Below are 24,750 nucleotides of genomic sequence, written 5' to 3'. Positions count from 1 at the left end.
GATACTCCCGCGTTTTACCGGCAGGCGCTTCGCTGGCAGGGCAGCGGCCCGGGCCGTGGCGCTTGCCGTTGTCCTGTTTTTCTTGAGCGCCTGCACCGGCGGCTCAACCTCGCCCGTGGTTCAGCCGGGAGACCGCACTGCCACCGGCGCAGCGGGTACGGCCGGGGCAGCGGGTGAGCCCACGGTTGCGGGCCGGGTTAATGGGCTGCAGCTGCCGTGGTCCACGGTCCATCTACCCGGCGGCACCGCGGTCATCTCCGAGCGCGACACAGCACTGCTCAGGACCATCAAAGACGGACAGCTCGGTACGGTCGGCAAAGTGCCCGGCGTCGTGCCCGGCGGCGAAGGCGGCCTCCTGGGCCTTGCCCTTTCCCCCAACTTCGCGTCGGACCGTTACCTCTACGCCTACTTCACCGCGGCGGCGGACAACAGAATCGCCCGCATGCGGCTGGAGGAACGTGGCGGCAGGCTGGAGCTCGGCGCCTTGGAACCGGTTTTCACCGGCATTTCCAAGGCCGGCACGCACAACGGCGGCCGGATCCGCTTTGGGCCCGACGGTTTCCTGTATGTGGGGACGGGCGATTCGCAGCGCCGGGAGCAGCCGCAGGACCGCGCGGCGCTGGGCGGGAAGATCCTCCGCCTCACTCCGGATGGCAGGCCGGCACCAGGAAACCCGTTTGGTGATAACCCGGTCTACAGCTTTGGCCACAGGAACGTCCAGGGACTGGCCTGGGACAGCGCGGGCCGGCTCTGGGCCAGCGAATTCGGCCCGGACGTCAACGACGAGCTCAACCTGATCGTGCCGGGCGGCAACTACGGCTGGCCCGAGGTGACGGGCGCCCCGCACCGCCCCGGCTTCCTGGACGCCAAGGTGGTGTGGCCGTCGACGGCGGAGTCTTCCCCCAGCGGACTCGAAATTGTCGGCGGCACCGCCTACCTGGGCGCCCTGCGCGGCCAAAGGCTCTGGGTCGTTCCCCTCAACGGCGAATTCGCCGGAGATCCTGTGAGCTATTTCACAGGAAAGTACGGCCGGGTGCGCAACGTTTCACTCGCTCCTGACGGGCGCCTGTGGCTCCTCAGCAACGGGCAAAACCCTGATTTCGCGCTGATTTTGAACCTCCCCGGCTGACCTGGACCATCCCGCGCCCCTCGATTTCACACGACAGCCAATCTCGTGTAGAGTTTCATGTCGTTGCGGAGAACAACGCGGGAAATAAAAAGCCCCGGTGAACGAAAACAACAGATGCACCTCTAGCTCAACTGGCAGAGCAATTGACTCTTAATCAATGGGTTCCGGGTTCGAGTCCCGGGGGGTGCACAAGCGAGAAACCCCGTCTTACAGGCTTCCAGCCATGTAAGACGGGGTTTCTTTTTGCCATAATCCCTCCGAGGGGATATTTATTCTGGCCTGACCTCCGGCATGGGAAGCCCAAGGAGCTCCATTTCGGGCTCGATTCCGCCCTGGATGCAGTCCGTACACGGTGGGCTTCGGACCTCATGGGCCGCTACTTGACCAGTAGGAACACTGTAGTTAAAAGATCCCAATGGATCTGGATCAGACCTGGATGATTAACATAGACAGCTGTGTCTACGCGTCGGTCGCATTGACAGTTCCCTTGGATTAGTCGGCGCGGACACCTTCCGGTGCGAGTCAGGTTGCATGGAGAGCGCGACGTACCCCAGTTGCGAATGACTGGCCGTCGTGCCTGGTAAAAAATCGTCGCCCGATGCATCTTCGTGACGTTGATGCTCTAGCCCGCCCTCGATGGTCAGGGCTCAGGACCCAGAAGTACGGGAGCTGGGTGGCGAGGCGACATGCATACCGTTTGATCCTCTTCAGGTCCTCGCCGAATGTCGGTCAAATCCCCGGACATCCCTGAAGGTGGCTCTGGACGGGGCAGCGCGTGCCAGGACCAATGTGCCCGGAGCTTTGAATCCCTCTCACCGCCCCGGCAAGAAACTTTTCAGTGCCGGGTCCGGCGGCCTGTGCGGGCCGCGAAGTTGTCCAGGGCGGCGATGATGTCGCCGGCCACCCAGACCCGGGTGCCGCGGATCTTGCCGGCCGGCGTCAGGACACCGGCGCCCTCAATCCGCTCGATCGCACGATAGACGGTGGCCAGCGGAACCTGGGTATGTTCGCTGATCATCTCGGCGGTGACGGCCGGCTCCCCGGGGAGCATCGCTACGATCCGGCGGACCGAAGCCGGGGCCCGGGTGAAGCGTTCGAGGTAGTCGCCCTCCACGCCGCGGATCTCGGCCGCCAGCAGCCTGCCGTTGCCCACTGCATCGACACCGGATTCTGCGAAGCGCTCCACGATGGGCTGGATGCTGCCCTCGCGGTAGGCGCCGAGCGCGTCGAAGTACAGGCCGGTGTTGGTCAGCAGGCCGGAGGAGACGGGGATGGTGACTTTCTCGGTGACGCCCTTGGCCCGCAGCAGGGCGGACACGATGGCGCGTCCGGTGCGGCCGTTGCCGTCGGCGAACGGGTGGATGGTTTCGAACTGGGCGTGCGCGATGGCCGCCTGGGTCAGCGCCGGGATGTCGTCGCGGCGCATGAAGGCGACCAGGTCCTCCATCGCCGGCAGGACCCGGTCCGGGTGCGGCGGGACGAACTCGGCGGTGTGCGGTGAGTTTCCTCGGATCCAGTTCTGCGCCTGGCGGTATTCACCGGCGATCTTCTGGTCGGAGGCGTTCAGCAGCGCGTGGTGCATGACGGCGATGTTCTCCACCGACAGGTCCTCGGACAGGTCGATGGCAGCCTGCATCGCCTTGACGTTGGAGGCGATCAGGGAGGCGTTCGTACTCGAGGTGTCCCCCAGCTGCGCCAGGGCGATGCGCCGGGCGCCGGCGGTCAGGTTCTCGATCTGGGAGCTGGACGCTGATTCGCTGCGCAGCAGCAGGGCTGCGAACGGGGCTGTGTCCTGGCCCAGCTCAGCGTCGAAGCGGACCATCTCCATGGTGGCGGCTTCCACCAGCGCCTGGGTGCGGGAATCCACCTGCGGGTCCAGGTTTTCGATCTCGGGCACGACGGCAGCCTCGTAGGGTCCGCGGGCCAGCAGCCGCTGCCGCCGGGACGCGCCATGGTCAGGGTCGGCGTCCCAGGGATATTCCTCGTACGTGATCCCCGGCCACGTCGCGGCGGCCGCGGCGGCGCCCAGCGTCAGTGACGGCTCGCGGTGGGCGAACTCTGCATACCGGCCGGTAGTCTCGCGTGGCTGTTCGGTCATGTCCCCCCCTGAGAAAGCGTTGCCCTGATTTTCTCATAACGTATGCAAAATGAGAATATCGCGGGGCCGGTTTCTCATTCGGCTGCCGAAGTGCCAGAGCGCCGCAGGCATTCTTACACTTGTCCGACGTCCTGAATATCCCTGGCCTCACTTACAGCGGTGCGGACTTCCAGGCCGAATTCGACGGCCTCGGCTCCCCCGTCACCGGCCTGGCAACCGAACTGATGTATCGGACCGGGACTCGGGTCCAGCAAGATCCTGGCTAGACGGCCCTGGGGGTTTGATTCCCCCGGCATGCCGCGGGACGCAAGCGCTCAATGGGGAAGGTGCATCTCCTGGCAGTACAAAGGGAGGGGCGTAACGCACCCTCCCCTTGTTCCTGGTTGCTGGAGGCCCGGGCCTAGAGCTCGCCGTGGCGGACTCGGGAACGGATTGTCAGCGCATCGGCGACATGTTCTGTTGCTCCAGGTGGATTTCCTCCAGCACCGGGTGGAGTGCTGCAGCCCGTTCCTCGTGTTTGCCTCCGTAGGTGTAGTGCGGCATTCTCCGGACACGCTTGCTGGCGCCGTCACCGAGTACCTCGTCCACGACGTCGGCGATCCGCTTATCCGCCTCCGCGCCCGTCAGCCAGTTGAATGCTTTGCCGCCCATGGCAACCAGCGTGGGAGCCTGTCCGCCGGCGCCGTCCATGCAGATCTTCAGCTCGTCCCTCAGGATCGCGGCGCAACGTTCCACGTGGTCGATGCCCTGCGTGAGATCCAATTTGATCTGTTTGTTCAGCTTTTCCCCATCCTTGGTGGCGATCAACTTGAAGACGTCCGTCATGTAGAGGGCCGGGATCTGATCCCCTCCGGGCGTCCGGTCCTTTGCCATGGCAATGCTGTAATTCAATTTGGTGTCGCCGCCATGGCCCTCAGTGTGAAAGTTTCGCCAGTCCTCCAGGTCCGGGGTGATTGACGAACCGCCCAGGTTGATCGCGAAGAGGATGACACGTGTCGTGAACGGCTGGAGCTGGTCGAAGCCGTCCTTGCTGTGGGCCGTAATGGGCTCCAAGTCGGCGGTGGTCGTTCCCCACCGTGACCAGGACGCCATCTGGCCGAGCCGCCATGCACCATCAATGTCGGGATGACTGATGTCCATGTCGCGCAGTGCTGTGTACGTTTCGAAGCTTGCGTGGGGAAATGCCATTGTTCTGACTCCTCGTATTGATGCCCGGTCTAGTGTGTAGGGGATGGTGCCGCTCGGCTCCGGGAGGCCTGCGCGGACTGGTTCGAGAGTGTTAGAGCTCGCCGTGGCGGGCTACGTGCCCGGCAAAGTCGCCGGCACAGTCCGGTAGGTGAATCTGGCACAGGCGGGCCAGCGTCAGCACGTAGTGACGGACGCAGAACACGTCGGCGGACGCGTCGCCGGCCTCCTCAAACGTCACGAAGTGCGTCGGTGTGTCCGTGCAGACGGATTCGTCCCACAGGCACCGGCCGTTGCCGAACCCGCCAGCGACCAGGATGCCGTCGGTTGTGTCATTCATCGTCCGGTTCATCGTCGCTCCTTTCGATAATCTGCTCGAGGGTTTTCAGGCCGGCCTGGATTTCTTCGGCGGTCAGCGGCTGGCTCTCGTCGAGCCACCGCGTCCACTGTTCCTTGAAGTCCCGCTTGCGGCTGCTCCGGCTGACCCAGCGGAAATACTGGTGCGCGGCGATCTCGGCGGTAGCCCCGTCGTGGTCTGTGCTGACCGTGAGGATGGTGCGCTGCGCGGGAAACGCCATGCACGTCGGTGTGTCGCCGAGCCGAACGACGAACCAGGAGTTCTCGTTGGCCCGGGCGCCGGCGGGGAGCATGTACGGCTCCAGATCGGCGTAGTCGAGGCAGTTCGCCGCTGTGTAGGCCTCGAGCTTCTGGCCATCCATGACGGTCTGCAGCGACGGATTCCGGGTGTAGGCCCGGGACTCCGGGTGCCACCAGTTCTGGGTGCCGGCCCAGGGCCGGAACGCGTTGGCTTGGTATCCGGCCTGCAGTCCCTCGGCCCGGTCGAATACGTGCTTCTGGATCAGCGTCGGGCTGTCCGCGGCGAGGGTGAACGACACGTCGTCCAGCACACCAACGGTGATCGGCGCGCTGTGGTTGCCGAGCGACCTCCGCAGCCAGGCTGCCACCTCCCGCGCGGTGCTGAAGTACGTCGTGTCCGTGTCGTGGTCCTCATAGTTCACGATGCCGTGCGCCAGGCGGTACATCCGGGCGTCTAACCCGTCGCCCTGCCACGGCTCGGCCTCGGATGAGGGCCCGTTGTGCTGCGAGCCGGGGACTGAGTCCCGGAGGATCCAGTTGGCCCAGTCGACAGCGTGGGCGCCGAGGCCTTTGTCCTCGCCGGTTACCGGGTCGATGAAGCGTTGCAGTACCCCGTCGACGGCGCATGTCACCTCCAGCGGGCCCAGCTCATCGAGCGGCGGCACGACGATCTCGTACAGGTGCTTCGAGCTGCGGACATGGCCGATGACTGGCCGCCTGCTATCGATGTCGTCGTGATCGGTGATCACCATGTTGAGTGGGATCAGTTCCGCGCCCTTCGGCACCGCCACCTTCCCGTACTCGTCACCGGACTTCCAGACAGCCAGGTCCATCCGCCGGTGGAGGGCGGCATTCCTGACGCTGAAGGGCGCGAGGCCGGACTTCGCGAGGAACCATCCGGGAACGGCCAGTGCCGCATCAAGACCTTCGGTGAAGAACGTTTCCCGGATGAGGTCGGCGGAGTCGTCCCGCCCGCCATCGAGCCTGAGGAGGGCGACGTTGCCGTCGGTGGTGATGAGGGTGAGCTCCCGGGATCCCGTCGGGTAGGTTTCGTCCACCAGCAGCGGCGACTGCAAATAGCCGGCAAGCGCCGCCACGGTAGGGCACGGGTTCCCTCCGATGAAGACATGGAGGTGGCTGCGTGAGGTCACGAACTCCGCGAACTTCTCCGGGGTCCAGCCCTCGTTGTCGAACACGTCATAGCCGGTCGAAAAGCCGATCACGGTGGGCCCGCCCGGCCGCTGCTCCCCCGTAAGGAGCGGTCCGGACCCCAGGCCGTTCACCGTCACGGGCAACTGCAGCAGGGCTTCGTCAAGGGCGTCCAGGGACTCGAGTGCGGACAGCACCTGGCCCCTGGACTCATCAGGGACCCAGACGTCGAACCGGGTCATCAGTTCTGTGCGACCAGGTCGGCGGCGAAGCGCGGGTCTGCGGTGACGGCCATGAAGGCCTCTGAGTTAATCATGGATCCCCAATGCTTGATGCCGCCCCCAATAGACGTCGATCGTCATCGTACCGGCTATTCGTCCCGTGGACACCGTGGGCGCCAGGAATGTTTTCGCAGGTCAAAGCAGGAATGAGGTCATTCGATTCGAGGTGCGGAGCTAGACGGCCACTTCGCCCTGGATCTTCGGGTGCGGGTCGCAGCCGATGATCTCGAAGTCCTCGAGCCGGTAGTCGAAGATGGAATTAGGCTCCCTGGTAATCTTCAGCGCCGGGTACGGTCGGGCTTCGCGGGAAAGCTGATCCTTCACCTGATCGACGTGGTTGACGTAGATGTGCGCGTCGCCGAAGGTGTGGATGAACTCTCCGACCTCGAGCCCGGCCTGTTGGGTGCGCCCGGGGACCCCGTGAGCTTTGACGGTCAGGGGCTCTGCCGGCATGTAATTTTCGGCGACCGGCAGCGGTACCGGCGGGCGTCGTTTGCGTTTGGCGATCATCATTGGCAGGAGCGCGACGAAGGACCACCAGGTCAGGTTGATGGCGACGCCGGTCATCAGGTTTCCGAGGGTGAAGGCCTCCTTGGGGTACAGTCCCGGCGCGGACTGGATCATTGCGTACATGAAGATCGGGAATCCGGAGACGACGGCGGCGACGATCAGGAACACGACCAGCCAGGCGACGACCCATTTGGGGGCCTTGCGGCGCAGCTTGCCATTTTGGGCAGTGACCGTAGACTCGGCCCATGTCTGGTCCTGGGGGAACGAAAACAGTCCGCTGCGCTGCGGCATATGTTGTTGGCCTGCTGCTCGCCGGTAGTTTGGCCTCCTGCGCCTACGAGGACGAGGGCGATCCCCGGCCGACGGCGGCCGGGCAAAGCCACCGGCCGGCGCCCGCCGCCCCGACCAAAGATCCGGGGGTGCTGGGCGTGGAAGCGAGCAACTACGCCGAGCTGCACAAGCGTCTGGCCGGGGCGCCAGGGTCCGTCCTCCTCTCTGACGCCGGTCCGGCGGACGGGCCAGGGGTTGGCTTCACCAAAGCCGCAACGGTGACGACCGCCGGTCCGCACACAGTCACCGCGGCGTGCGTGGGCATCCCCCATGCCCAGATCTTCCTCTCCCAGAACTCGCTGGCCGGAACAGAGCACACGGTGTTCGAGGTCGATTGCTCGCGAACCCAATCGCAGGTCGTCCAACTGCAGAAGGGCTACGTCAGTGCCCAGTTGACCCGGCCGGACCCGACCGGCGCCTGGACCGGGGCGGTCGCCGGAATCAAAGTCACGGGCCAGTGAGGCTAACGAGCCTGGTACGGACTCAACTCGGCGCATCGGACCCAGCCCAACATGTGGTGGAGGGACTCGCGCGGTGGAGGGACTACTGATGCCGACCGTAAATGCTGCTCTCGATCCCTTTCGCGTCGCGAGGCGTGGCTGTTCCAGGACATCGACTACGGCAGGGACGGGTGCGCGTAGTCTGTCGCCATGACCTCGGGAAGCGGTGATGGCGGTAGAACGTACGAGTGGCAATCGTGGCCGTCCGACTCACTGGAGGGAATGCCGCCGAAGCGCCGCCGGCTGGTCGTCTGGGGGTTGCTGTGGCTCTTCCTCTTGAGCGGTGTCCTGCAGGGCGTCCTGAGCGCAGTGGGCATACCCGAGCCGTGGCGGTCCGTGGTGTTCGCTGCCGCCTTGGCCGCGGTCTTCGTCCCCCTGATCCGGGGAGCGGCCGCTGAAACCCGTGCCCTGCGAGCCGAAGGTGTCGACATGCCCGCCTTCGTAATGACCCGCAAGGCGCTTGTCGTCCTGTCCGTCATCACCGGCGGGCTCTGGATCGTTTTTGCGGTCCTCGCATTCCTGGGTGAGTCCGCCTCCCCGCTGGTGCCGATCGCCTGGACCATTGTGCTGGCCTTCCAGGGCCGCAGCTGGAGATCCTTGCCGCGTTGAGTGCCAGGTCTGCTGTGCGGCCGGAGCCGGTCCTACAGCTGCCGGCCCCGTTGGTCCCAGTCGGCTCGGCGGGCCTCTTCCGCGTCCCAGAATGGTGCGTCGTTTCTCCGGACCCGGAGCAGATGCAGGAGTTGGATCGCGCCCATCACAAACATGGCCGTGTAGATCCAGAAGGAGACGGCGTCGAAGCCTCTTTCCGGCCAGAGCTTGTTGAGGGCGAGCAGAGCACCGAACAGGGCCAGCCCGGCGGCCGACCAGGCGCTGAACCTCCAGGAGCCGCGAGTCATCCGGGGTTCCATTCGCTTGCGGCCCTCAGTGGTCGGCATGAGTCAGATCTCCGGATGCTTGGGGCCTTTGGCTGAAGCGGGGTTCGCTGTCGCTGCCCAGTGCTGATGGCTCACCCTACCGATTCTTGGTCCACAGTGACGATGGCTTGCTGAGCGAAGACCTTGCCCGGGCTAAGGAGACACGCAAAGGCCGGGATTCCCTGGCTGCCGGCGGTGGAACCCTACGATGGTGAGGATGAACTCCACCCGGAAGGCCTTGTCCGCATCCGCCGTGGCCCTGCTGCTCGCGGTCTCGCCGTTGGTCCTTGCGCTGCCAGCCACGGCCGGGCCCTGCAAGCCGGCCGGCCTTCTTCCCGTAAAGATCTGCCCCGCCTCGCCGACGCCGGGCCCACCGTCCGCTTCCCCGGCGCCCAGTGTGACTCCCCCGGGCAGCACAGCGCCGCCGTCGGACCCCGCGCCGCCCCAACCACCGTCACAGTCGCCGTCTCAAAGCCAGGTCCCCGGACAGGACGCGGCTCCGCCGACGCCGGGCCCCGCCCCCTCCGTCAGCCAGGGAGCCCCCACCCCACCGGCGGCGGGTTCCGTTCCGGTCCCGGCCACGGCGGGAACGTCCGCCCCTCAGTCGCCGGACGCTGGCCAGGGCCCGGAGTCCGCAACGGCGAATCCTTCCGCAGCGGCGGCCGGCAGGGTCGGTCCCGGACCGGACGGGCAAGGCAGTCTCGCCGGCGGATTCCTGCTGGCGCTCAGCGGCCTGCTCATAGGCGTCTCCGCGGCCATTGGCCTCCGCCGGCCCGCCCGGCCATGAAACGGCCGCCGAACCGTCACAGTGATCTGTGTGGTTCAGCGGCCGCCTCATGCACATCGATTTATCAGACCTTCTCGCGGGAACGGTCGCGCACCTTCTCCGGTTCTTCGACCGTGAACTCCTTGCTGCGGCGGGGGAAGGCCCAGAACCTGAATTCCGGCGCCTGCGACCGCGTCTCCGGGCGATCCTCAGATTCCTTTGCGGCATCCTTCCTGGTTTCCCGCCAGGAATCCCTGTTGTACGAATAGCACATCACTGACCTCCTTCGTGGTGATTGCCTATTAATCGTCCTCCCGATCGGCTGGCGCGTCGATACTTCCGGACTGCCCTTTTGCGCCTGGGCGGCAGGCTGGCCCAAGGGTTCCAGCGGACGGGTCTGCGCCGTCGGCCGGCCTTCCCGCCGGCACGGGCCGCGGTTAGACTCCATCCAGTGCACCACTGCGACCAATGGGGGAATCATGGAGTTGCCCATCCCCCTGTACGCTCTGTCACGGAACAGAAGAAACCAACGCGCGCCACGCCCCGCAAAGGATGAACAGCCATGACCGTCCCACCCAACGCCTCCGCCCCTGGCCCTGGCTGGTATCCGGACCCGGCGGGCTCGGGCCGGCTTCAGTGGTGGAACGGTTCGGCCTGGACCGGCCAGTTCAACGCACCCCAGTTCCAGGCGACGCCGCCCCGCCACCCGGTGGCGCAGCGCAGGCGCATCAGCGACCGGACACCGGTCTACAACGCGTACATCTGGACAATTGTGGCCCTGCCGCTCGTGCCGCTCATCCTGCTGATGTTCTGGAACCCTGTGCTCCGGCTGCGCACCGTGGGCCCGCGGCAGATCCAGACAATTGATCCGGCGTCGATTTTCACGGCGCCTTACTTCCTCTTCATAGCAATCAGTTTCGTGGCCTACGGTGTGTCCGCCCTCCTGGCGTACCTGGACTGGGACCGGCTGCGCAAGGACGGCGTTGTCCGGCCGTTCCACTGGGCGTGGGTGTTCCTCAGCAGGGAGGTCTACGTGATTGGCCGCTCCGTGATCGTCCACGAGGTCGCCCCGCGTCGTGGGCTCGCCCCGGTGTGGGTCACGATCAGCGTCGTCTTGCTCACGGCGGTGCTCACCGGCCTCAAAATGTCAGCCATCGTCGCCACCCTGGCGAACCAGGCTGTAACGGTGTAGGCAGCGTCAGCCCAGGCAGCGGCCAACGTGCCGGGGCTGCTCCGACCGCCAGCTTCCTGGCTCCTGAAACGATCCGTCCGATTGCGGCAGAAACAGGGTCTTTAGTCCCTTTTGAGAGTCAATGCTGGGGCGTTGACTGGAAAGGTGCTCCGGGCAACAGTTCTGGAGCGACCGGTCCTGCAGACCCGGACCGACAACAACGCCGGCCAGAGGGCCCGACGCGACCACCAAAAATGATATTCAGATCTCCCGGTGCCCACACTGAGGATCGCGTCAGCAGACACGGAAATCATGGGCCCCCGGCAGCATGCCTGCACGGCCCGCCCCCGGGGCCAGGGAAATCGATCTCCGTAAGGACCAAGTTTCATGAACAAGGCTATTCGCATCATTGGAACAACCGCGGTGACCGCCGCACTGGGCCTGGGCGCCAGCGCCGTGCCTGCCAGCGCCGCCGTTACCACTTCGACCGCCTCCGCCAGCTCCTGGAGTCAGTCCTCATTTGTGAACCGGCACCACATGCGGGACAACAACCGGCACGACACGCGCAATGGCTGGTGGGACGGGGAGAACCGGTGGCATGACAAGGACGACGGATGGGGTTGGCGCGACGATCATGGCAACTGGCGTGACGACAACGACCACCGCGGCTCATGGACGGGCCGGGACGGCTGCCGGCATGACAAGGACGGGTTCTGGGACCATCACGGAAACCGGCACGACAATAAGAGACACAACCACCACAGGAACACCTGGTGACCGGTCACCACTGAAGGCCTCGAGAACGGAACTGATTGGGACGGCGGGAAACCCTGCCGTCCCGTTCCCGTTCCCCCTCAGCAGCGTGGCTAATTCAGCGGGGTGGCCCCGGCAATGGCGCCCGGCTCGGCAGCCGTGACGATGGCATTGGCCTCCGGCGAGGAAGACTTGGTTGCCAGCACCCTGACCACGGCCTGGAGCTCCTGCCGCAGCACGTCGGGGTCAATGGGCGTGGCGGCGAGCACGGAACGTTCCATGTCGGCGGCCGCGGCAACCGCCTCGCGCCCCTGGTCAGTCAGCGACACCACATGGCTGCGCCGGTCGGAGGTGCTGCGGTGCCGCGAAATGTGGCCGTGCGCTTCCAGCCGGCTCAGTGTCTTGCCCATCGTCTGGGCCTGGACCCGGACGAGCTGGGCCAATTGGGCTTGCGTCATCGGCCCATTCGCCGAGAGCACCTCCATGGCGATCACCCCGGCATGGGTCAGGCCAATGGCCCCCAATTTTTCGTTCCAGGAGTGTTCTACAAGACGTGCTGCCGTGGACAATAGGCGGCCCGTGGGCCAGCGATCCATATCAGGCATACCCAAGAGTATAGCGAGCAGCGGATTCGTCCGGCGCCGATCGCGTCACTACGCTGGATTATCACCCCGCTTCATGACCAACCTCACCAAGGAGACACCCGTGTCCGAGCGACTCACCGCCGGTGCCACAGCACCGGATTTCACCCTCAAGAACGCCGAAGGACAGGACGTCAGCCTGCGTGATTTCCGGGGCCGGAAGACCGTGCTCTACTTCTACCCGGCAGCCGCCACGCCGGGATGCACCAAGGAGGCCTGCGATTTCCGGGATTCCCTCGGCGCGCTTCAGGCCGCAGGTTATGACGTCGTGGGCATCTCCCCCGACCCCGTCGGGAAGCTTGCCGCGTTCGCGGCCGCCGAAGGGCTGAACTTCCCGCTGCTCTCCGACGAGGACCACTCCGTCGCCGAGGCCTACGCGGCCTGGGGCGAAAAGAAAAACTACGGCAAGACCTACCAGGGCCTGATCCGCTCGACCATCGTCGTCGACGCCGACGGCCGGGTTGCCGTCGCACAGTACAACGTCCGGGCCACCGGGCATGTCGCCAAACTTCGCCGGGACCTGAAACTCGACGCCTAGTCCCCGGTCTCCGGTCCGTCCGCCCGCGGCAGCCGTTGCAACCAGCAAACCGGCAATAGGTACAATGGAGCCTGGCGTCCGCCGCCGGGGTTCTTTCCCGGGACGACGACGACGCCGCGCGCGAGTGGTGAAATTGGCAGACACGCAGGATTTAGGTTCCTGTGCCTTCGGGCGTGGGGGTTCAAGTCCCCCCTTGCGCACAGAGAGAACCCCGGTCTTCGGACCGGGGTTCTTGTGGTTTCCGGCGCTGTTCCGGGATTTTTCAGGAGTTTTGACCCCGCCAAAAAGAATTTCACATCCGCACCCATCCGTTTCCTCCGAGCAGCCGAATACCCATTGAGACACCAACCAAGGGTCGGTGCCCAACAGTCGGGAAAGGGCCGCAGCGGCAAAAATTCGCCGCCGGCAAACATCGGCACAACAAAGGAGAAACCGAAATGCAGAACATCAAGCGCACCACGTTCGCCGTTGCAGGTATCGCAGCTGCCGCCATGCTCAGCCTCACTGCCTGTGGCGGATCCAGCGCCTCGTCGGCCCCCGCCTCCTCGGCCCCGTCCTCCGCACCGGCGGAATCCAGCATGGCCTCCCCCTCCACGAGCGCCTCCGCCGCGGCCATGGATCCGGCCGCCAACCTCGTCGGCTCCGGCTGCGCCGCCTACGCCGCCCAGGTTCCCAGCGGTGCCGGCTCCGTCTCCGGCATGGCGCTTGACCCGGTAGCCACCGCGGCGTCCAACAACCCGATCCTCACCACCCTGACCGCCGCCGTGTCCGGCAAGCTCAACCCCAAGGTCAACCTGGTGGACACGCTCAACGGCAGCGAATTCACCGTCTTCGCCCCGACGGATGACGCCTTCAAGAAGATCGATCCGGCCACGATCGAGGCCCTGAAGACGGACGACGCCACGCTGAGCAAGATCCTGACCTACCACGTTGTCCCCGGCAAGATCACCCCGGACCAGATCGTCGGCACCCACAAGACGGTTGAAGGCGGTTCGGTGACGGTCACCGGCACCAAGGATGCCCTCAAGGTTGACGGCGCCAACGTTGTCTGCGGCGGCGTCCAGACCGCCAACGCCACTGTCTACATGGTCGACTCAGTCCTGATGCCCAAGTAGTCAGCCCTTTGCACTCCTGCCCGGCTCCAGCCTGACTCCCTGGACCACTAGGAGAAGCGGAGGCCCGCACCACCAGGTGCGGGCCTCCGCTTTTTGCGTTGCCGTGCGCCTTGCGGCGGTGTGCCACAAGAGCTGGCGGACCCGGCCGTCAACTAGACTGGGGCTGGTCCGCAGCCGGCGGACCATCCAGTTCCCAGAGGTGATTCTCGAGTGCCCAGCAGTACAGTGCCCAGCAGGACAGTGCGGCGGATTGCCGCCAGCATCGGGGCCGCCCTCCTTGTCCTGCCGCTCGCGTCCTGCACGGGCAGCCTCGGCCCGGCACCCAGCTCCCCCACCGCCTCTGCCACCGCCAGCGCGGCACCTACCGCGCTTTTCACCTTCGGCACCGGCTCGGAGCCGCTCGGGCTCGATCCTGCCCTGGTCTCCGACGTCGAGTCATACCGCGTCACCCGGCAGGTACTGGAAGGCCTCGTGGGCGTAGACCAGACCACCGGCCAACCCACGCCGCTGCTGGCCACCGAATGGTCCCAGAGCGATGAAGGCCGGACCTACGAGTTCAAGCTGCGCGGGAACGTTAAATTCCAGGACGGGACACCGTTCGATGCCGCCGCGGTCTGCACCAACTTCAACCGCTGGTTCAACTTCTCACCGGCCCTCCGCGAACAGGCCACCGGTACCACCTTCAAGGGCGTCTTCAAGGCCCATGCGGACCAGGCGCCGCTGTCCATATACAAGAACTGCACCGCCGTCGCGCCGGACAATGTGCGGATCGGCCTCACCCAGCCCTTCACGGGTTTCCTCCAGGCCCTCACCCTGCCCGCCTTCGCGATCTCTTCTCCCAAGGCCCTCGCCGCGGCGAACGCTGACGTCCTGAACCAGCGCCGGGGCGGGCAGCCGGTATCCGCCTACGGCCTCCACCCGGTAGGCACAGGACCGTACGTTTTCAGCTCCTGGGATTCGGGCAGCGTCACCCTGGACAGCAACAAGGACTACTGGGGTGACAAAGGGCAGATCGGCACCATCAAGTTCGTGACCTACGATCACCCGCAGACCCGGATGCAGGCGCTCCTGGACGGCAAGATCGACGCCTACGACGCCGTCACCGTGGGAAACTTTGACCAACTGGTCAAGAGCGGAAAGCAGATCATCCAGCGGGACCCGTTCTCCGTGATGTACCTGGGCATGAACCAGCAAGTCCCCATCCTGCAGAACCTCAAGGTCCGCCAGGCGATCGAAATGGCGCTGGACAAGGACACGCTGATCCGCCGGTTCTTCATCGACAACACGGCCCAGGCATCCCAGTTCGTTCCGCCCAAGCTCAGCGGCTTCAACAACAATGCCGCGGCGCTCGGCTACAACCCGGGCAAGGCCAAGGAACTCCTGGCCGAGGCCGGCTACAAGGGCGAGGAGCTGAAGTTCTACTATCCGCTCAACGTCACCCGGCCCTACCTGCCAACGCCGGAAAAGGTGTACGCCGAAATCAGCCGGCAACTGACCGCCGTCGGGCTCAACGTCAAGCCCGTACCGGTGGACTGGGCTGACGGCTACCTGCAGAAGGTCACGTCCCCGGGCGACCACGCCCTGCACCTGCTGGGCTGGAACGGCTCGTATTCGGACCCCGACAATTTCGTGGGCCCGCTCTTCGGCGAGAACACCGGCGAATTCGGTTACCAGGATCCCCAGGTCTTCTCCAAGATCGCCCGGGCCCGGGGCCTGCCGGACGGCAAGGACCGCACCGAGGAGTACCAGACCATCAACGGGCAGATCGCGGCCACGGTGCCCGCGGTTCCCATTGCCTTCCCGATCTCGGCCCTGGCGCTCTCGGACCGGGTGCTGAAGTACCCGGCGTCGCCGGTGCTGAACGAAGTTTTCACAAAGGTCGAGCTAAGGCCTTGACGCCCGGGGCCAATTTCAGTTAGTGGGCGGTGCGGGATATTCTGTGACAGCCAGAGCCGCTGCTATCGGAGACTGATTGTGACTTTCATTTCCAAGACCCAACACGCCGACGTCGTCCTGATTGGCGGCGGCATCATGAGCGCCACGCTCGGCGCCTTCATCAAGCAGCTTGAGCCGAACTGGACCATCTCGCTCTTTGAGCGTCTGGACGAGCCCGGACTGGAAAGCTCCGACCCGTGGAACAACGCCGGCACCGGACACGCTGCCCTGTGTGAGCTTAATTACTCCCCCGCAGCCAAAGACGGCTCGGTGGACCCCGGCAAGGCCCTGAACATCAACGAGCAGTTCCAGCTGTCCCGCCAGTTCTGGTCCCACCTCGTCTCGAACTCGCTGATCGGCTCCCCCAAGGGCTTCATCAACACCGTTCCGCACATGAGCTTCGTGATCGGCGAGGACCACACCAAGTTCCTCCGCACCCGCTACGAGGCACTCAAGCCGAACCCGCTGTTCCGTTCGATGGAGTATTCCGAGGACCACGCGCAGATCGCCAAGTGGGCCCCGCTGATCGTCAAGGGCCGCGACCCCAAGCAGCGCGTCGCGGCGACCCGCGCCGCCGAGGGCACCGACGTCGACTTCGGCGCCCTGACCCGCGAGCTGACCACCTACCTGGGCAACAACGGCGTGGAGATCAACTACGGCCACAACGTCAGCGACATCAAGCGCGCGTCCGGCGGCGGCTGGGACCTGTCGCTGAAGCACGCCAGGAGCGGCGAGCACGGCTCCATCCACGCGAAGTTCGTGTTTGTCGGAGCCGGCGGCGGTGCCCTGCACCTGCTGCAGGCCTCCGGCATCCCGGAAGGCAAGGGGTTTGGCGGTTTCCCTGTCTCCGGCCAGTTCTTCCGCTGCACCGACGAGAGCATCGCTGCCCGGCACAGCGCGAAGGTCTACGGCCAGGCGTCTGTCGGCGCCCCGCCCATGTCCGTGCCGCACCTGGACACCCGCTACGTCAACGGCAAGCGCTCCCTGCTGTTCGGCCCGTACGCCGGCTTCTCCACGAACTTCCTCAAGAGCGGCTCTTACCTGGACCTGCCGCTGTCCATCCGCCCCTCCAACATCATCCCGATGCTGGCCGTGGCCAAGGACAACATGGACCTCACCGCCTACCTGATCAAGGAAGTCGCCAAGCGTCACGGCGACAAGGTCGAGGCCCTGCGGGAGTACTACCCCGAGGCCAAGGACGGCGACTGGGAGCTCATCACCGCCGGCCAGCGGGTCCAGATCATCAAGAAGGACCCGAAGAAGGGCGGCGTGCTGCAGTTCGGCACCGAGGTCATCGCCGGACGCGACGGCACCATCGGCGCCCTGCTTGGCGCATCCCCGGGCGCGTCCACCGCCGTGCCGATCATGATCGAGCTGCTCCAGAAGTCCTTCCCGAAGAACTTCAAGGGCTGGCAGTCCAAGCTCAAGGACATGATGCCCGGCTACGGCGTCAAGCTCAACGACAACCCTGAGCTCGCCGCCACGCTGGAGGCCGAGACGGCCAAGGCGCTGCAACTCGAACAGGTCACCGCCAGCAACTAAGCCGGCGCCCGGCCGCGGCTGGTTTACACTGCTGGTTTGGGACCGCTGCAACCCGTGACGTCCCCGTTTTTTGATGTCCCGTTGTGCAGGACGCCCCCGACCCACCAGGAGACCATGAGATGTTCCGGCTCGCAAAGCTGTCTCTCGCCAACCGGGCCCTGATCGCGCTGATCACGGTGTTCGCTTGCGTTTTCGGCGTGATCACGATGTCCTCGCTGAAACAGGAGCTCATCCCCTCCATCGAGTTCCCGCAGATCACCGTGATCTCCTCGATGCCCGGTGCGTCGCCGGAAGTCGTGGACAAGCAGATCAGCGCCCCGTTGGAAAAGGCGCTGAACAGCGTCGAGGGGCTGGAGTCGACGTCGTCAACGTCCCGGAACGGCGTCTCGCAGATTTCCCTGGCGTTCACCTACGGCTCCAACCTGGACCGGGCCCGGAACCAGATCGACCGCGCCATCTCCAACGCCAAGCAGGCCCTGCCGAAGGACGTCCAGCCGCAGGCGATCGCCGGGAGCATCAGCGACTTCCCGATCGTCTTCCTGGCCGTGTCCTCGGACAAGCCGCTCAGTGAACTCAACGCCGATCTCGCCCGGCTCAGCGTCCCTGTGCTGCAGAAGCTCGACGGCGTGCGCGGCGCCGACGTGACCGGCGGCGCCACGCAGCACATCCAGATCCTGCCGCGGCCCCGGGACCTGGCGGCATCGGGCACGAGCCTCCAGGCCATCAGCGACGCGCTGAAGAACAACGGTGCATTGGTCCCGGCCGGCACCATCGAGGAACAGGGCAAAACCCTCTCGCTGCAGATCGGCAGCCCGGTGGACTCCCTCGACGCCACCAAGGCCCTCCCGCTGGGCGCGGCCCGTGATGCGGCGACGATCGGCAGCGTGGCGGATGTCAGCCTGGTCGAGGACGCCCGCACGTCAATCACGCGGACCAACGGCAAGGAAACCCTCGCCCTGTCCGTGACCAAGAAGCCCGAGGGCGACACCGTCGCGATCTCCCACGCGGTCAAGGACGCCATCCCGCAACTTGAGGCCGAGCTTGGCTCCAACGCCAAATTCACCCCGGTCTTCGACCAGGCGCCGTTCATCGAGAAGTCCATCAAGGACCTCACCACCGAGGGCCTGCTGGGACTGGGCTTCGCCGTCCTGGTGATCCTGGTGTTCCTGATGTCAGTGCGCGCCACCCTGGTGACGGCCGTGTCCATCCCGCTGTCCCTGCTGATCACGTTCATCGGCCTCGCTGGCACCGGCTACTCACTCAACATCCTCACCCTTGGCGCGCTCACCATCGCGATCGGCCGCGTCGTGGACGACTCGATCGTGGTCATCGAAAACATCAAACGGCACCTGAGCTACGGCGAGGACAAGATCACCGCGATCGGAACCGCCATCCGCGAAGTTGCCGGCGCCATCACGGCGTCCACCCTGACCACCGTGGCCGTCTTCCTGCCCATCGCCTTCGTCGGCGACCTGGCCGGTGCGCTGTTCCGTCCGTTCGCCCTGACAGTGACCATCGCCCTGCTCTCCTCGCTGCTGGTCTCGCTGACCATCGTGCCGGTGCTGGCCTACTGGTTCCTGCGCACGCCCGCCGTCACCGGCTCTCCGGCTTCTGCGGCTGGCATTGCCGCCGAGGCGCACGAGGCCGAGCAGAGCACGCTCCTGCAGCGCGGCTACCTGCCTGTTCTGTCCGGCACGCAGCGGCACCCGGTCCTCACCCTGGTCGCCGCGGCCCTGGTGCTTGCCGGCACCGTGGCGATGTCCCCGCTGCTCGCCACCGACCTCCTGGGCCGCTCCGGCGAGAACAGCATGACCGTCAAGCAGGCCCTGCCGGCAGGGACCAGCCTTGACGAGGCCAGCGCTTCGGCGATCCGCGTCGAGGACACCCTGCGGGGCATCGACGGAATCAAGGACGTCCAGGCCACCACCGGCAACGCCCAGACCGGCTTCTCGGCCCTGCTCTCCTCCGGCGCGTCCAATTCGACGTTCACCGTGGTGACGGACGAGAAAGCCAACCAGGGCAAGCTCCAGGAGACTGTCCGCAGCGAACTCTCCAAGCTCGGCGACGCCGGAAAGATCACGGTTGGTTCCCAGCAGGGCGGCTTCGGCACTTCGTCAACCGTGGACATCACCCTCAAGGCCGCCACCACCGCCGACCTCCAGACGGCCAGTGACGCGATGGTCAAGGCCATGGACGGTGTCCCGGGCAGCAGCGAAGTGGCCACCAACCTGGCCGCCAGCCAGCCGGTGGTCCAGGTCAAGGTGGACCGCGCCAAGGCCGTCGCGGCCGGCCTGAACGAGGAGCGCGTGGCCGGGGTCCTGGCCGCCACGATCAGCCCGATTCCGGCCGGGACGATCCGCATCGACACCAACGACTTCCCGGTCCGGATTGGCGAGGGCACCCGCTTCACGAGCATCGAGGCCGTCCGGGACATGCCGCTCCCGACGGCGGCCGGCGCCGTTGCGCTGGGCAGCATCGCCTCGGTAGAGCAGGTGGACGTCCCCGTCTCCATCACCGCCAGCAACGGCCAGCGCACCGCGCGGGTCTCGGTGACGCCGTCGGGCTCCAACCTCGGCGCGGTCAGCACCGAGGTGCAGAACCGGCTCAAGTCAGTCCAGCTGCCGCCCGGGGTGACCGCCACGATCGGCGGTGCCACGACGCAGCAGGCCGATTCGTTCCGCCAGCTCGGGCTCGCGCTGCTCGCCGCCATCGCGATCGTCTACGTGATCATGGTGGCTGCGTTCAAATCGCTCGTGCAGCCGCTGATCCTGCTGGTCTCCGTCCCGTTCGCCGCGACAGGCGCAATCGCCCTGCTCGTGGTGACCGGTGTGCCGTTGGGCCTGCCGTCGCTGATCGGCATGTTGATGCTCGTGGGCATCGTGGTGACCAACGCGATTGTGCTGATCGACCTCATCAACCAGTACCGCCAGCCGCGCACCGGCGAACCCGGGATGAACGTGGCGGACGCGATCATGCACGGCGCCCGCCAGCGCCTCCGCCCCATCCTCATGACGGCGCTCGCCACGGTGTTCGCCCTGACACCGATGGCGCTGGGACTGACCGGCGGCGGCGGATTCATCTCCCAGCCCCTGGCGATCGTGGTGATCGGCGGCCTGATCTCCTCCACCGCCCTGACACTCATCCTGGTCCCGGTGCTGTACCGGCTCGTGGAAGGCCGGCGCGAGCGCAGGACACTGCAGAAGTCGCTGCGCCGCGGACGCCATTCCGGGCCGGCCGTGACCGAGGACTTCCCCGACGACTTCCCCGAAGACGCTCCCCTGCCAACCAGTTCGCACTAGGAACCAGAACCCGGCGTCCCTGCCTTGTCCCGCGATGCCCGGTGCGTCCCGTGGACTGCGTTGGCTGCAGCGCGGGTTGCGTGGGCTCCGTTCGTGCCCTTGGAGAGTCTTGGCCGGCCGGCCGCCGCCGCGACGCCGTCCCTGTGACGGGGCCCGCTGGACACCAAGGCCGCGAGGGTTGACGGTGCCGCGGGGACCGTAACCTCGCGCGCCGGGTTGCCGGTATAGGTTGCATCTTCCGGGACGTCTTCGCCCTTCATCAAGAGGGCGTCGGCACCGAGTGACGAACCATCCTGCATCGTCACCCCGTAGTTGACCCACGAATCCACGCCCAGGGAGCAGCGGTTGCCGAGAACGATGTAGTCGGACTTGAAGGCCCCGTCTTCCATGGAGTGGCCCTGAATGGTGGCTCCTTCATTGAACGCACAGTCATCACCGATAGCCACAAGAGTTTTCTCCGGTATGTTGGCGCCGGCATCGTAGAGCCGCTTGCCGACCTTGACGCCCAGCATCCGCCAGATCACAGGCTTGAACGGGGTTCCGTTGAAGCCCGGCATGGCCAGCAGCTTCCATAGACGTTCGTGCCGCCAGAAGTAGGGGTCGTAGATCGAGCAGTATTGCGGTTTCAGGTGGCGGAAGCCCATGACCGAGCGCTCAACAAGCACGGCAATCAGTACGCGGAACAGCAGCAAGGTGAGCATCATGGCTGCGATCGCCAGCACACCGAGGAAGCTGAATGCCGACACGGCAACGGCGGCGCTGAGCGTGGCGACAAACAACAGGAACCAGCGCACGGCCAGGAACAGCACCATGCTCAGGATGTTGTGCCGGTTCTTTGCCGGGAGAGCGCTGTTCCGCGCCTCTGCAATCGTCTGTTCATCAAACTGGGCGTCACGTTGAACAGACCGGGGAATCTCGAACGGCGGTGACCCCAGCAGGCCCACATCCGCACGGATCGGACCGTCGATCGGAATCATCACCTTCGTGGCCAAAAGACAGTTCTCCCCGACCTTGGATCCGATCGGAACACTGATGGCATTACCGAGAAAGTTGTGGCCAGCCAGGTGGACCCGCGAGAGACGGAACGACGTGCTTGAGAAGTCGGCGTTCATCATGTTGAGGCCGTCCGCGACCATAGTTCCTGTTCCCACTGAGCTCAGGAACGGCGACTCGTGGGCCAGTGTGGGGCCGAAGTTTGACCCGGTTTGCTCCACCCTGCCGAGGTTATAACCCAAGGCCTTCAGATAGTGCACGATGTACGAACTGTCGCCGAAGACGTCTTTGTACAGTTTGACGTTGGACACGCGGGCGATCATGCGCTGGAGGGTGAAGTGCACGCCGTACAGCGGATAGACCTTTTCCGGCTTGATGAAGCGGTTGAGCAAACGCGGGATGCTGAAGATGATGATCAGGCCGGTGATCAGCCCGACAACGAACAGAACCAGCGTTACGGCGAGTACGTCTATGAAAAAGCTTGGGGAGCCGGGCTGCAGGTGTCCGGTGCTCAGGTAGGGCGGCAGGAGCACGGCCAGCCCGAGAAGGCCCGCCGGAACCACCAGCACCAAACGGTTGAACAACTGGAGAAGGCTGAAAATGACCCTGCGTCGCGTGCCGCAATTAGTGGGCGGGACACGCAGGTAATTGGTGTTGGTGCGCGCAGCAGGCGAACCGTGCCAGATTTGTCCATCAGGTACAACCTGCCCGGTCTGCAACGATGAAGCATGTCCCAGCTGAGTCTCGTCTCCCATCGACGTACCGATGTCCAACGTGGTTTTCTCCGACACAAGGACATTTCTGCCCAGCATCACGGGACCGGTTTCAATCATGCCAGAGCGTGCCCGATAGCATTGGAACGAGGAGTTCTTCTGGATGACTGTGTTGTCACCGACGCTGAGCAGGTCCGGGCACGCGGGCACCTTCCGGGAGAAGATCACCACCCCCTTGCCGATCTTTGCGCCCAGGAGGCGCAGGTACACCACATACAGCGGAGAGCCGGCGAACAAGACCAGTGGATTTGCCCTGGTAAGTGTCTTGACTGCCCAAAAACGGAGATAAGCCAGACTCCATATTCGAATGTTGCCCGGCTTCCACCGCCCAACCAGAATCCACTTGGCGAGGATCGGGGTCACGGAAAGGATCAGGAACATGGCGGCGCCGAAACCAATGGACCGCAGCCACATATCAAATGGATTGCTGCCCCCGGATGTCCACTGGAAGCCGATAATCAGCAGGGAAGCAGCGTACGAAGTGTAACCCAGGAAAATCAGCAACTGAATTGCCCCGCACATGACGAACTGGAAGGTGCTGGGTGGTGGCATCGGTACCGGGGGTACGGCGCCGGTCTCAGGTACGGCCGCGCTGAGGACGGATTCACTGTGCCGGGCTTCGAGGCAGGCGGCGAGCTGCCGGACCGTCGGGTTCTCATAGATATCCTGCATCGCGGCTGCGGGCAGGGCGGTTTCTTTCCTGATGCGGGCGCAATAGCGGGCCATCAACAGCGAGTCGGCGCCAAGGTCATTGAAGAAGTGGGCATCGGTGGAAACCTTCTCAAGCCTCAGGACGGTGCCAAGCTGCGCGGCCAGGGCCTCTTCGGCGGCGGTTGTGGGGGCAGTGAAGGACCCCGCAGCCGCCCGGCTGATCCTGTGCTCGGGACGGGGTAGCCGCTTCCTGTCCACTTTGTCACTGGCCATCATGGGAATGGAGTCCAGCTGTTCAAAATAGGCAGGAACCATGTATCCGGGGAGCCTGGTGCGCAGCATCCGGTGGAGGTCATGAGCATCCACGCCCTCCACGTCCTGGCGAAGGGTGTAGTAGGCCGCCAGCTCCACGGTTCCTTGTTCCGGCTCATACGTCTGTACGACTGCCTGTGCAATGCCGGGGAGCTGCAGGAGGACGGATTCTATTTCGCTCAGTTCGATGCGGTAGCCACGTATTTTGACTTGGGTATCGATCCGGCCGAAATATTCGAGCTGCCCGTCGTCGTTCACCCGTCCGAGGTCCCCTGTGCGATAAATCCGGCCGGACGGGTTGTTCTCGATTCCGAGGAAATCCGGGACAAAGGCCCGCTCCGTCAGGTCCTGACGGTTCACGTACCCGCGCGCCAGCCCCACCCCTGCGAGGCCGATTTCTCCCATTTCACCGCGCGGCAGGGCCCGAAGCTCGGCGGGATCCACAATGACCGCGGTGTAGGTGGGCAAGGGCACTCCGAGGGACACGGGCAGGTCCGGGTCCAGGACCGACCAGGTGGCAGTCACGGTCGCTTCGGTGGGGCCGTAGACGTTCAGGAAGCGCCGGCCGGGGCGGTGCCAGCGCATCACGAGATCCTTCGGGCACGCCTCTCCGGAGACCAGCAGGAACCGCAAATCGGGCAGGTCCTCGTCAAGAGTGGCCAGCAGCGTTGGAACGCAGCAAAGGGCGGTGATCCGTTTTTCCTGCAGGTACTCCGCGAGTTCGGCACCCAGCATGCTGGACCGGCCCGGCTTGGGCACCAGCGTGGCTCCGACCATCCAGGCAACCCAGATTTCCTCCACCGAGAAATCGAAGGCGATCGTCATGCCTTGGTACACGCGGTCCGTGGACTCAATCCCGTAGATGTCAGAGGCCACCCGGACAAAATTGCAGATGCTGGCCTGCTCCACTGCCACGCCCTTGGGCCGGCCGGTCGAGCCGGAGGTGTAGATAATGTAGGCCAGCTCATCCTTGGTTCCGCCATGGTCCGCGCTTCCCAAACGGGAGGAATCCTTGGCGTCGATCTGGGCCTGCACATCATCGACGCACACCGTGACAGCGGCCACCTCAGGCAGCAGATCCCTCAGATGGGACAGAGACAGGACCATGGCCACGTTGGCGTCCTCGACAATGTACTGAAGACGGTCAGGGGGAAAACCCGGGTCCAGGGGAACATAGGCCGCGTGGATCTTCAGAACGGCCAGCATCGCCACGTAGGCCCGCCATGGCTGGTCAAACAGCAGGGCGATGCGGTCACCCGGCCGGGCACCGCACACCAGGAGATGCCGCGCCAGCTGGTTCGCCCGTTCATCCAGCTCCGTGTACGTCAGGACAACGTCCCCCGCATCGACGGCAACCTGGTCGCCGCGCCCCTGTTCCCGCAAGCGGTCGCAACTATCCTCAAACAGCCGGTCCAACCGCTCGCCCCGCCGCCAGCGGGCGGCCTGATCGGGCGCAGCCGACGTCAGGACAGTTCCGCCTTCCGAGCCGCCGATCATCGACATGATTCCCCGCAACTCGGGAGGTCTGGTGAGGCCGTTTCCGGTCCTCGCGGTCTTGCCCATCCTTT

At 65.2% G+C, this 24,750-nt stretch carries 19 protein-coding genes and 2 tRNA genes; 12 read left to right on the top strand and 9 right to left on the bottom strand.

Annotation, left to right across the window (positions count from 1 at the left end; all coding sequences use genetic code 11):
• Nucleotide 1: 1 nt before the first annotated feature.
• Together AC1DKN_RS09560 and AC1DKN_RS09555 are read left to right on the top strand one after the other, a co-directional pair.
• Nucleotides 2-1,129 (top strand): PQQ-dependent sugar dehydrogenase, encoded by a 1,128-nt coding sequence (locus AC1DKN_RS09560; protein WP_476857824.1) that lies wholly within the window; start codon nt 2-4, stop codon nt 1,127-1,129.
• Between the two features lie 116 nt (nt 1,130-1,245).
• A tRNA-Lys gene (locus AC1DKN_RS09555) sits at nt 1,246-1,318 on the top strand.
• 646 nt (nt 1,319-1,964) lie between these two features.
• Here AC1DKN_RS09555 and AC1DKN_RS09550 read toward each other — a convergent pair.
• From AC1DKN_RS09550 to AC1DKN_RS09530, 5 genes are all read right to left on the bottom strand, one after another.
• Nucleotides 1,965-3,227: a Fic family protein gene (locus tag AC1DKN_RS09550; protein WP_476871112.1), complete on the bottom strand. Its 1,263-nt coding sequence runs from the start codon at nt 3,225-3,227 to the stop codon at nt 1,965-1,967.
• Nucleotides 3,228-3,662: 435 nt separating this feature from the next.
• On the bottom strand, nt 3,663-4,415 hold the full coding sequence (locus AC1DKN_RS09545) for a hypothetical protein (protein WP_476871111.1): 753 nt from the start codon (nt 4,413-4,415) through the stop codon (nt 3,663-3,665).
• Nucleotides 4,416-4,506: 91 nt separating this feature from the next.
• On the bottom strand, nt 4,507-4,752 hold the full coding sequence (locus AC1DKN_RS09540; RefSeq protein ID WP_476871110.1) for a hypothetical protein: 246 nt from the start codon (nt 4,750-4,752) through the stop codon (nt 4,507-4,509).
• Nucleotides 4,745-6,400 carry a hypothetical protein gene (locus AC1DKN_RS09535; RefSeq protein ID WP_476871109.1) on the bottom strand — a complete coding sequence of 552 codons (1,656 nt, stop codon included), beginning with the start codon at nt 6,398-6,400 and terminating at the stop codon, nt 4,745-4,747. The genes AC1DKN_RS09540 and AC1DKN_RS09535 overlap by 8 nt, the downstream gene beginning before the upstream one ends.
• A 213-nt stretch (nt 6,401-6,613) precedes the next feature.
• Entirely contained in the window at nt 6,614-7,240 is a 627-nt protein-coding gene (locus tag AC1DKN_RS09530) for a thymidylate synthase (RefSeq protein ID WP_476871108.1), read from the bottom strand.
• Here AC1DKN_RS09530 and AC1DKN_RS09525 point away from each other — a divergent pair.
• Together AC1DKN_RS09525 and AC1DKN_RS09520 are read left to right on the top strand one after the other, a co-directional pair.
• The gene (locus tag AC1DKN_RS09525; RefSeq protein WP_476871107.1) at nt 7,195-7,740 is read left to right on the top strand and encodes a hypothetical protein; all 546 of its coding nucleotides are present in this window, start codon (nt 7,195-7,197) and stop codon (nt 7,738-7,740) included. The two genes, AC1DKN_RS09530 and AC1DKN_RS09525, sit on opposite strands and share 46 nt — an antisense overlap.
• 189 nt (nt 7,741-7,929) lie before the next feature.
• Entirely contained in the window at nt 7,930-8,388 is a 459-nt protein-coding gene (locus AC1DKN_RS09520; RefSeq protein WP_476871106.1) for a hypothetical protein, read from the top strand.
• Between the two features lie 32 nt (nt 8,389-8,420).
• Here AC1DKN_RS09520 and AC1DKN_RS09515 read toward each other — a convergent pair whose 3' ends face one another.
• Complete coding sequence (locus AC1DKN_RS09515; RefSeq protein WP_476871105.1) at nt 8,421-8,675, bottom strand: hypothetical protein; 255 nt, start codon at nt 8,673-8,675, stop codon at nt 8,421-8,423.
• An 869-nt stretch (nt 8,676-9,544) separates the two neighbouring features.
• Entirely contained in the window at nt 9,545-9,733 is a 189-nt protein-coding gene (locus tag AC1DKN_RS09510) for a hypothetical protein (RefSeq protein WP_476848899.1), read from the bottom strand.
• Between the two features lie 288 nt (nt 9,734-10,021).
• Between AC1DKN_RS09510 and AC1DKN_RS09505 the strand changes: the two genes are divergently transcribed.
• On the top strand, nt 10,022-10,651 hold the full coding sequence (locus AC1DKN_RS09505; protein ID WP_476857808.1) for a DUF2510 domain-containing protein: 630 nt from the start codon (nt 10,022-10,024) through the stop codon (nt 10,649-10,651).
• A 366-nt stretch (nt 10,652-11,017) separates the two neighbouring features.
• The gene (locus tag AC1DKN_RS09500; RefSeq protein ID WP_476871104.1) at nt 11,018-11,407 is read left to right on the top strand and encodes a hypothetical protein; all 390 of its coding nucleotides are present in this window, start codon (nt 11,018-11,020) and stop codon (nt 11,405-11,407) included.
• An 89-nt stretch (nt 11,408-11,496) separates the two neighbouring features.
• Here AC1DKN_RS09500 and AC1DKN_RS09495 read toward each other — a convergent pair whose 3' ends face one another.
• Nucleotides 11,497-11,979 (bottom strand): MarR family winged helix-turn-helix transcriptional regulator, encoded by a 483-nt coding sequence (locus AC1DKN_RS09495; RefSeq protein ID WP_043433894.1) that lies wholly within the window; start codon nt 11,977-11,979, stop codon nt 11,497-11,499.
• Between the two features lie 109 nt (nt 11,980-12,088).
• Between AC1DKN_RS09495 and bcp the strand changes: the two genes are divergently transcribed.
• The 6 genes from bcp (at nt 12,089) to AC1DKN_RS09465 (ending at nt 20,453) form a co-directional block, all read left to right on the top strand.
• Nucleotides 12,089-12,562: a thioredoxin-dependent thiol peroxidase gene (gene bcp, locus AC1DKN_RS09490; RefSeq protein WP_476857809.1), complete on the top strand. Its 474-nt coding sequence runs from the start codon at nt 12,089-12,091 to the stop codon at nt 12,560-12,562.
• Between the two features lie 118 nt (nt 12,563-12,680).
• Nucleotides 12,681-12,762: transfer RNA gene (locus AC1DKN_RS09485), tRNA-Leu, on the top strand.
• Between the two features lie 237 nt (nt 12,763-12,999).
• Nucleotides 13,000-13,677, top strand: coding sequence for a fasciclin domain-containing protein (locus AC1DKN_RS09480; protein ID WP_476857810.1), 678 nt, complete (start codon nt 13,000-13,002; stop codon nt 13,675-13,677).
• Nucleotides 13,678-13,917: 240 nt separating this feature from the next.
• On the top strand, nt 13,918-15,573 hold the full coding sequence (locus tag AC1DKN_RS09475) for an ABC transporter substrate-binding protein (RefSeq protein WP_476871185.1): 1,656 nt from the start codon (nt 13,918-13,920) through the stop codon (nt 15,571-15,573).
• A 78-nt stretch (nt 15,574-15,651) separates the two neighbouring features.
• Nucleotides 15,652-17,154, top strand: coding sequence for a malate:quinone oxidoreductase (locus AC1DKN_RS09470; protein ID WP_476871103.1), 1,503 nt, complete (start codon nt 15,652-15,654; stop codon nt 17,152-17,154).
• Between the two features lie 119 nt (nt 17,155-17,273).
• Nucleotides 17,274-20,453, top strand: a complete 3,180-nt coding sequence (locus AC1DKN_RS09465) for an efflux RND transporter permease subunit (RefSeq protein ID WP_476871102.1) — start codon at nt 17,274-17,276, stop codon at nt 20,451-20,453.
• Here AC1DKN_RS09465 and AC1DKN_RS09460 read toward each other — a convergent pair.
• Nucleotides 20,450-24,745: a Pls/PosA family non-ribosomal peptide synthetase gene (locus AC1DKN_RS09460; RefSeq protein WP_476871101.1), complete on the bottom strand. Its 4,296-nt coding sequence runs from the start codon at nt 24,743-24,745 to the stop codon at nt 20,450-20,452. The two genes, AC1DKN_RS09465 and AC1DKN_RS09460, sit on opposite strands and share 4 nt — an antisense overlap.
• Between the last annotated feature and the right edge of the window lie 5 nt (nt 24,746-24,750).

This window comes from Arthrobacter sp. 01N444, from assembly GCF_056399305.1.
The sequence above is the reverse complement of the archived record's forward strand: the minus strand, read 5'-3'. Positions and strand labels throughout refer to the sequence as shown.

Coding starts and splice junctions, on each gene's coding strand:
- AC1DKN_RS09550 (WP_476871112.1), bottom strand. CDS start 3,227: ATGACCGAACAGCCACGCGAGACTACCGGCCGGTATGCAGAGTTCGCC.
- AC1DKN_RS09545 (WP_476871111.1), bottom strand. CDS start 4,415: ATGGCATTTCCCCACGCAAGCTTCGAAACGTACACAGCACTGCGCGAC.
- AC1DKN_RS09540 (WP_476871110.1), bottom strand. CDS start 4,752: ATGAATGACACAACCGACGGCATCCTGGTCGCTGGCGGGTTCGGCAAC.
- AC1DKN_RS09535 (WP_476871109.1), bottom strand. CDS start 6,400: ATGACCCGGTTCGACGTCTGGGTCCCTGATGAGTCCAGGGGCCAGGTG.
- AC1DKN_RS09525 (WP_476871107.1), top strand. CDS start 7,195: ATGTCTGGTCCTGGGGGAACGAAAACAGTCCGCTGCGCTGCGGCATAT.
- AC1DKN_RS09530 (WP_476871108.1), bottom strand. CDS start 7,240: ATGCCGCAGCGCAGCGGACTGTTTTCGTTCCCCCAGGACCAGACATGG.
- AC1DKN_RS09520 (WP_476871106.1), top strand. CDS start 7,930: ATGACCTCGGGAAGCGGTGATGGCGGTAGAACGTACGAGTGGCAATCG.
- AC1DKN_RS09515 (WP_476871105.1), bottom strand. CDS start 8,675: ATGACTCGCGGCTCCTGGAGGTTCAGCGCCTGGTCGGCCGCCGGGCTG.
- AC1DKN_RS09510 (WP_476848899.1), bottom strand. CDS start 9,733: ATGTGCTATTCGTACAACAGGGATTCCTGGCGGGAAACCAGGAAGGAT.
- AC1DKN_RS09505 (WP_476857808.1), top strand. CDS start 10,022: ATGACCGTCCCACCCAACGCCTCCGCCCCTGGCCCTGGCTGGTATCCG.
- AC1DKN_RS09500 (WP_476871104.1), top strand. CDS start 11,018: ATGAACAAGGCTATTCGCATCATTGGAACAACCGCGGTGACCGCCGCA.
- AC1DKN_RS09495 (WP_043433894.1), bottom strand. CDS start 11,979: ATGGATCGCTGGCCCACGGGCCGCCTATTGTCCACGGCAGCACGTCTT.
- AC1DKN_RS09480 (WP_476857810.1), top strand. CDS start 13,000: ATGCAGAACATCAAGCGCACCACGTTCGCCGTTGCAGGTATCGCAGCT.
- AC1DKN_RS09465 (WP_476871102.1), top strand. CDS start 17,274: ATGTTCCGGCTCGCAAAGCTGTCTCTCGCCAACCGGGCCCTGATCGCG.
- AC1DKN_RS09460 (WP_476871101.1), bottom strand. CDS start 24,745: ATGGGCAAGACCGCGAGGACCGGAAACGGCCTCACCAGACCTCCCGAG.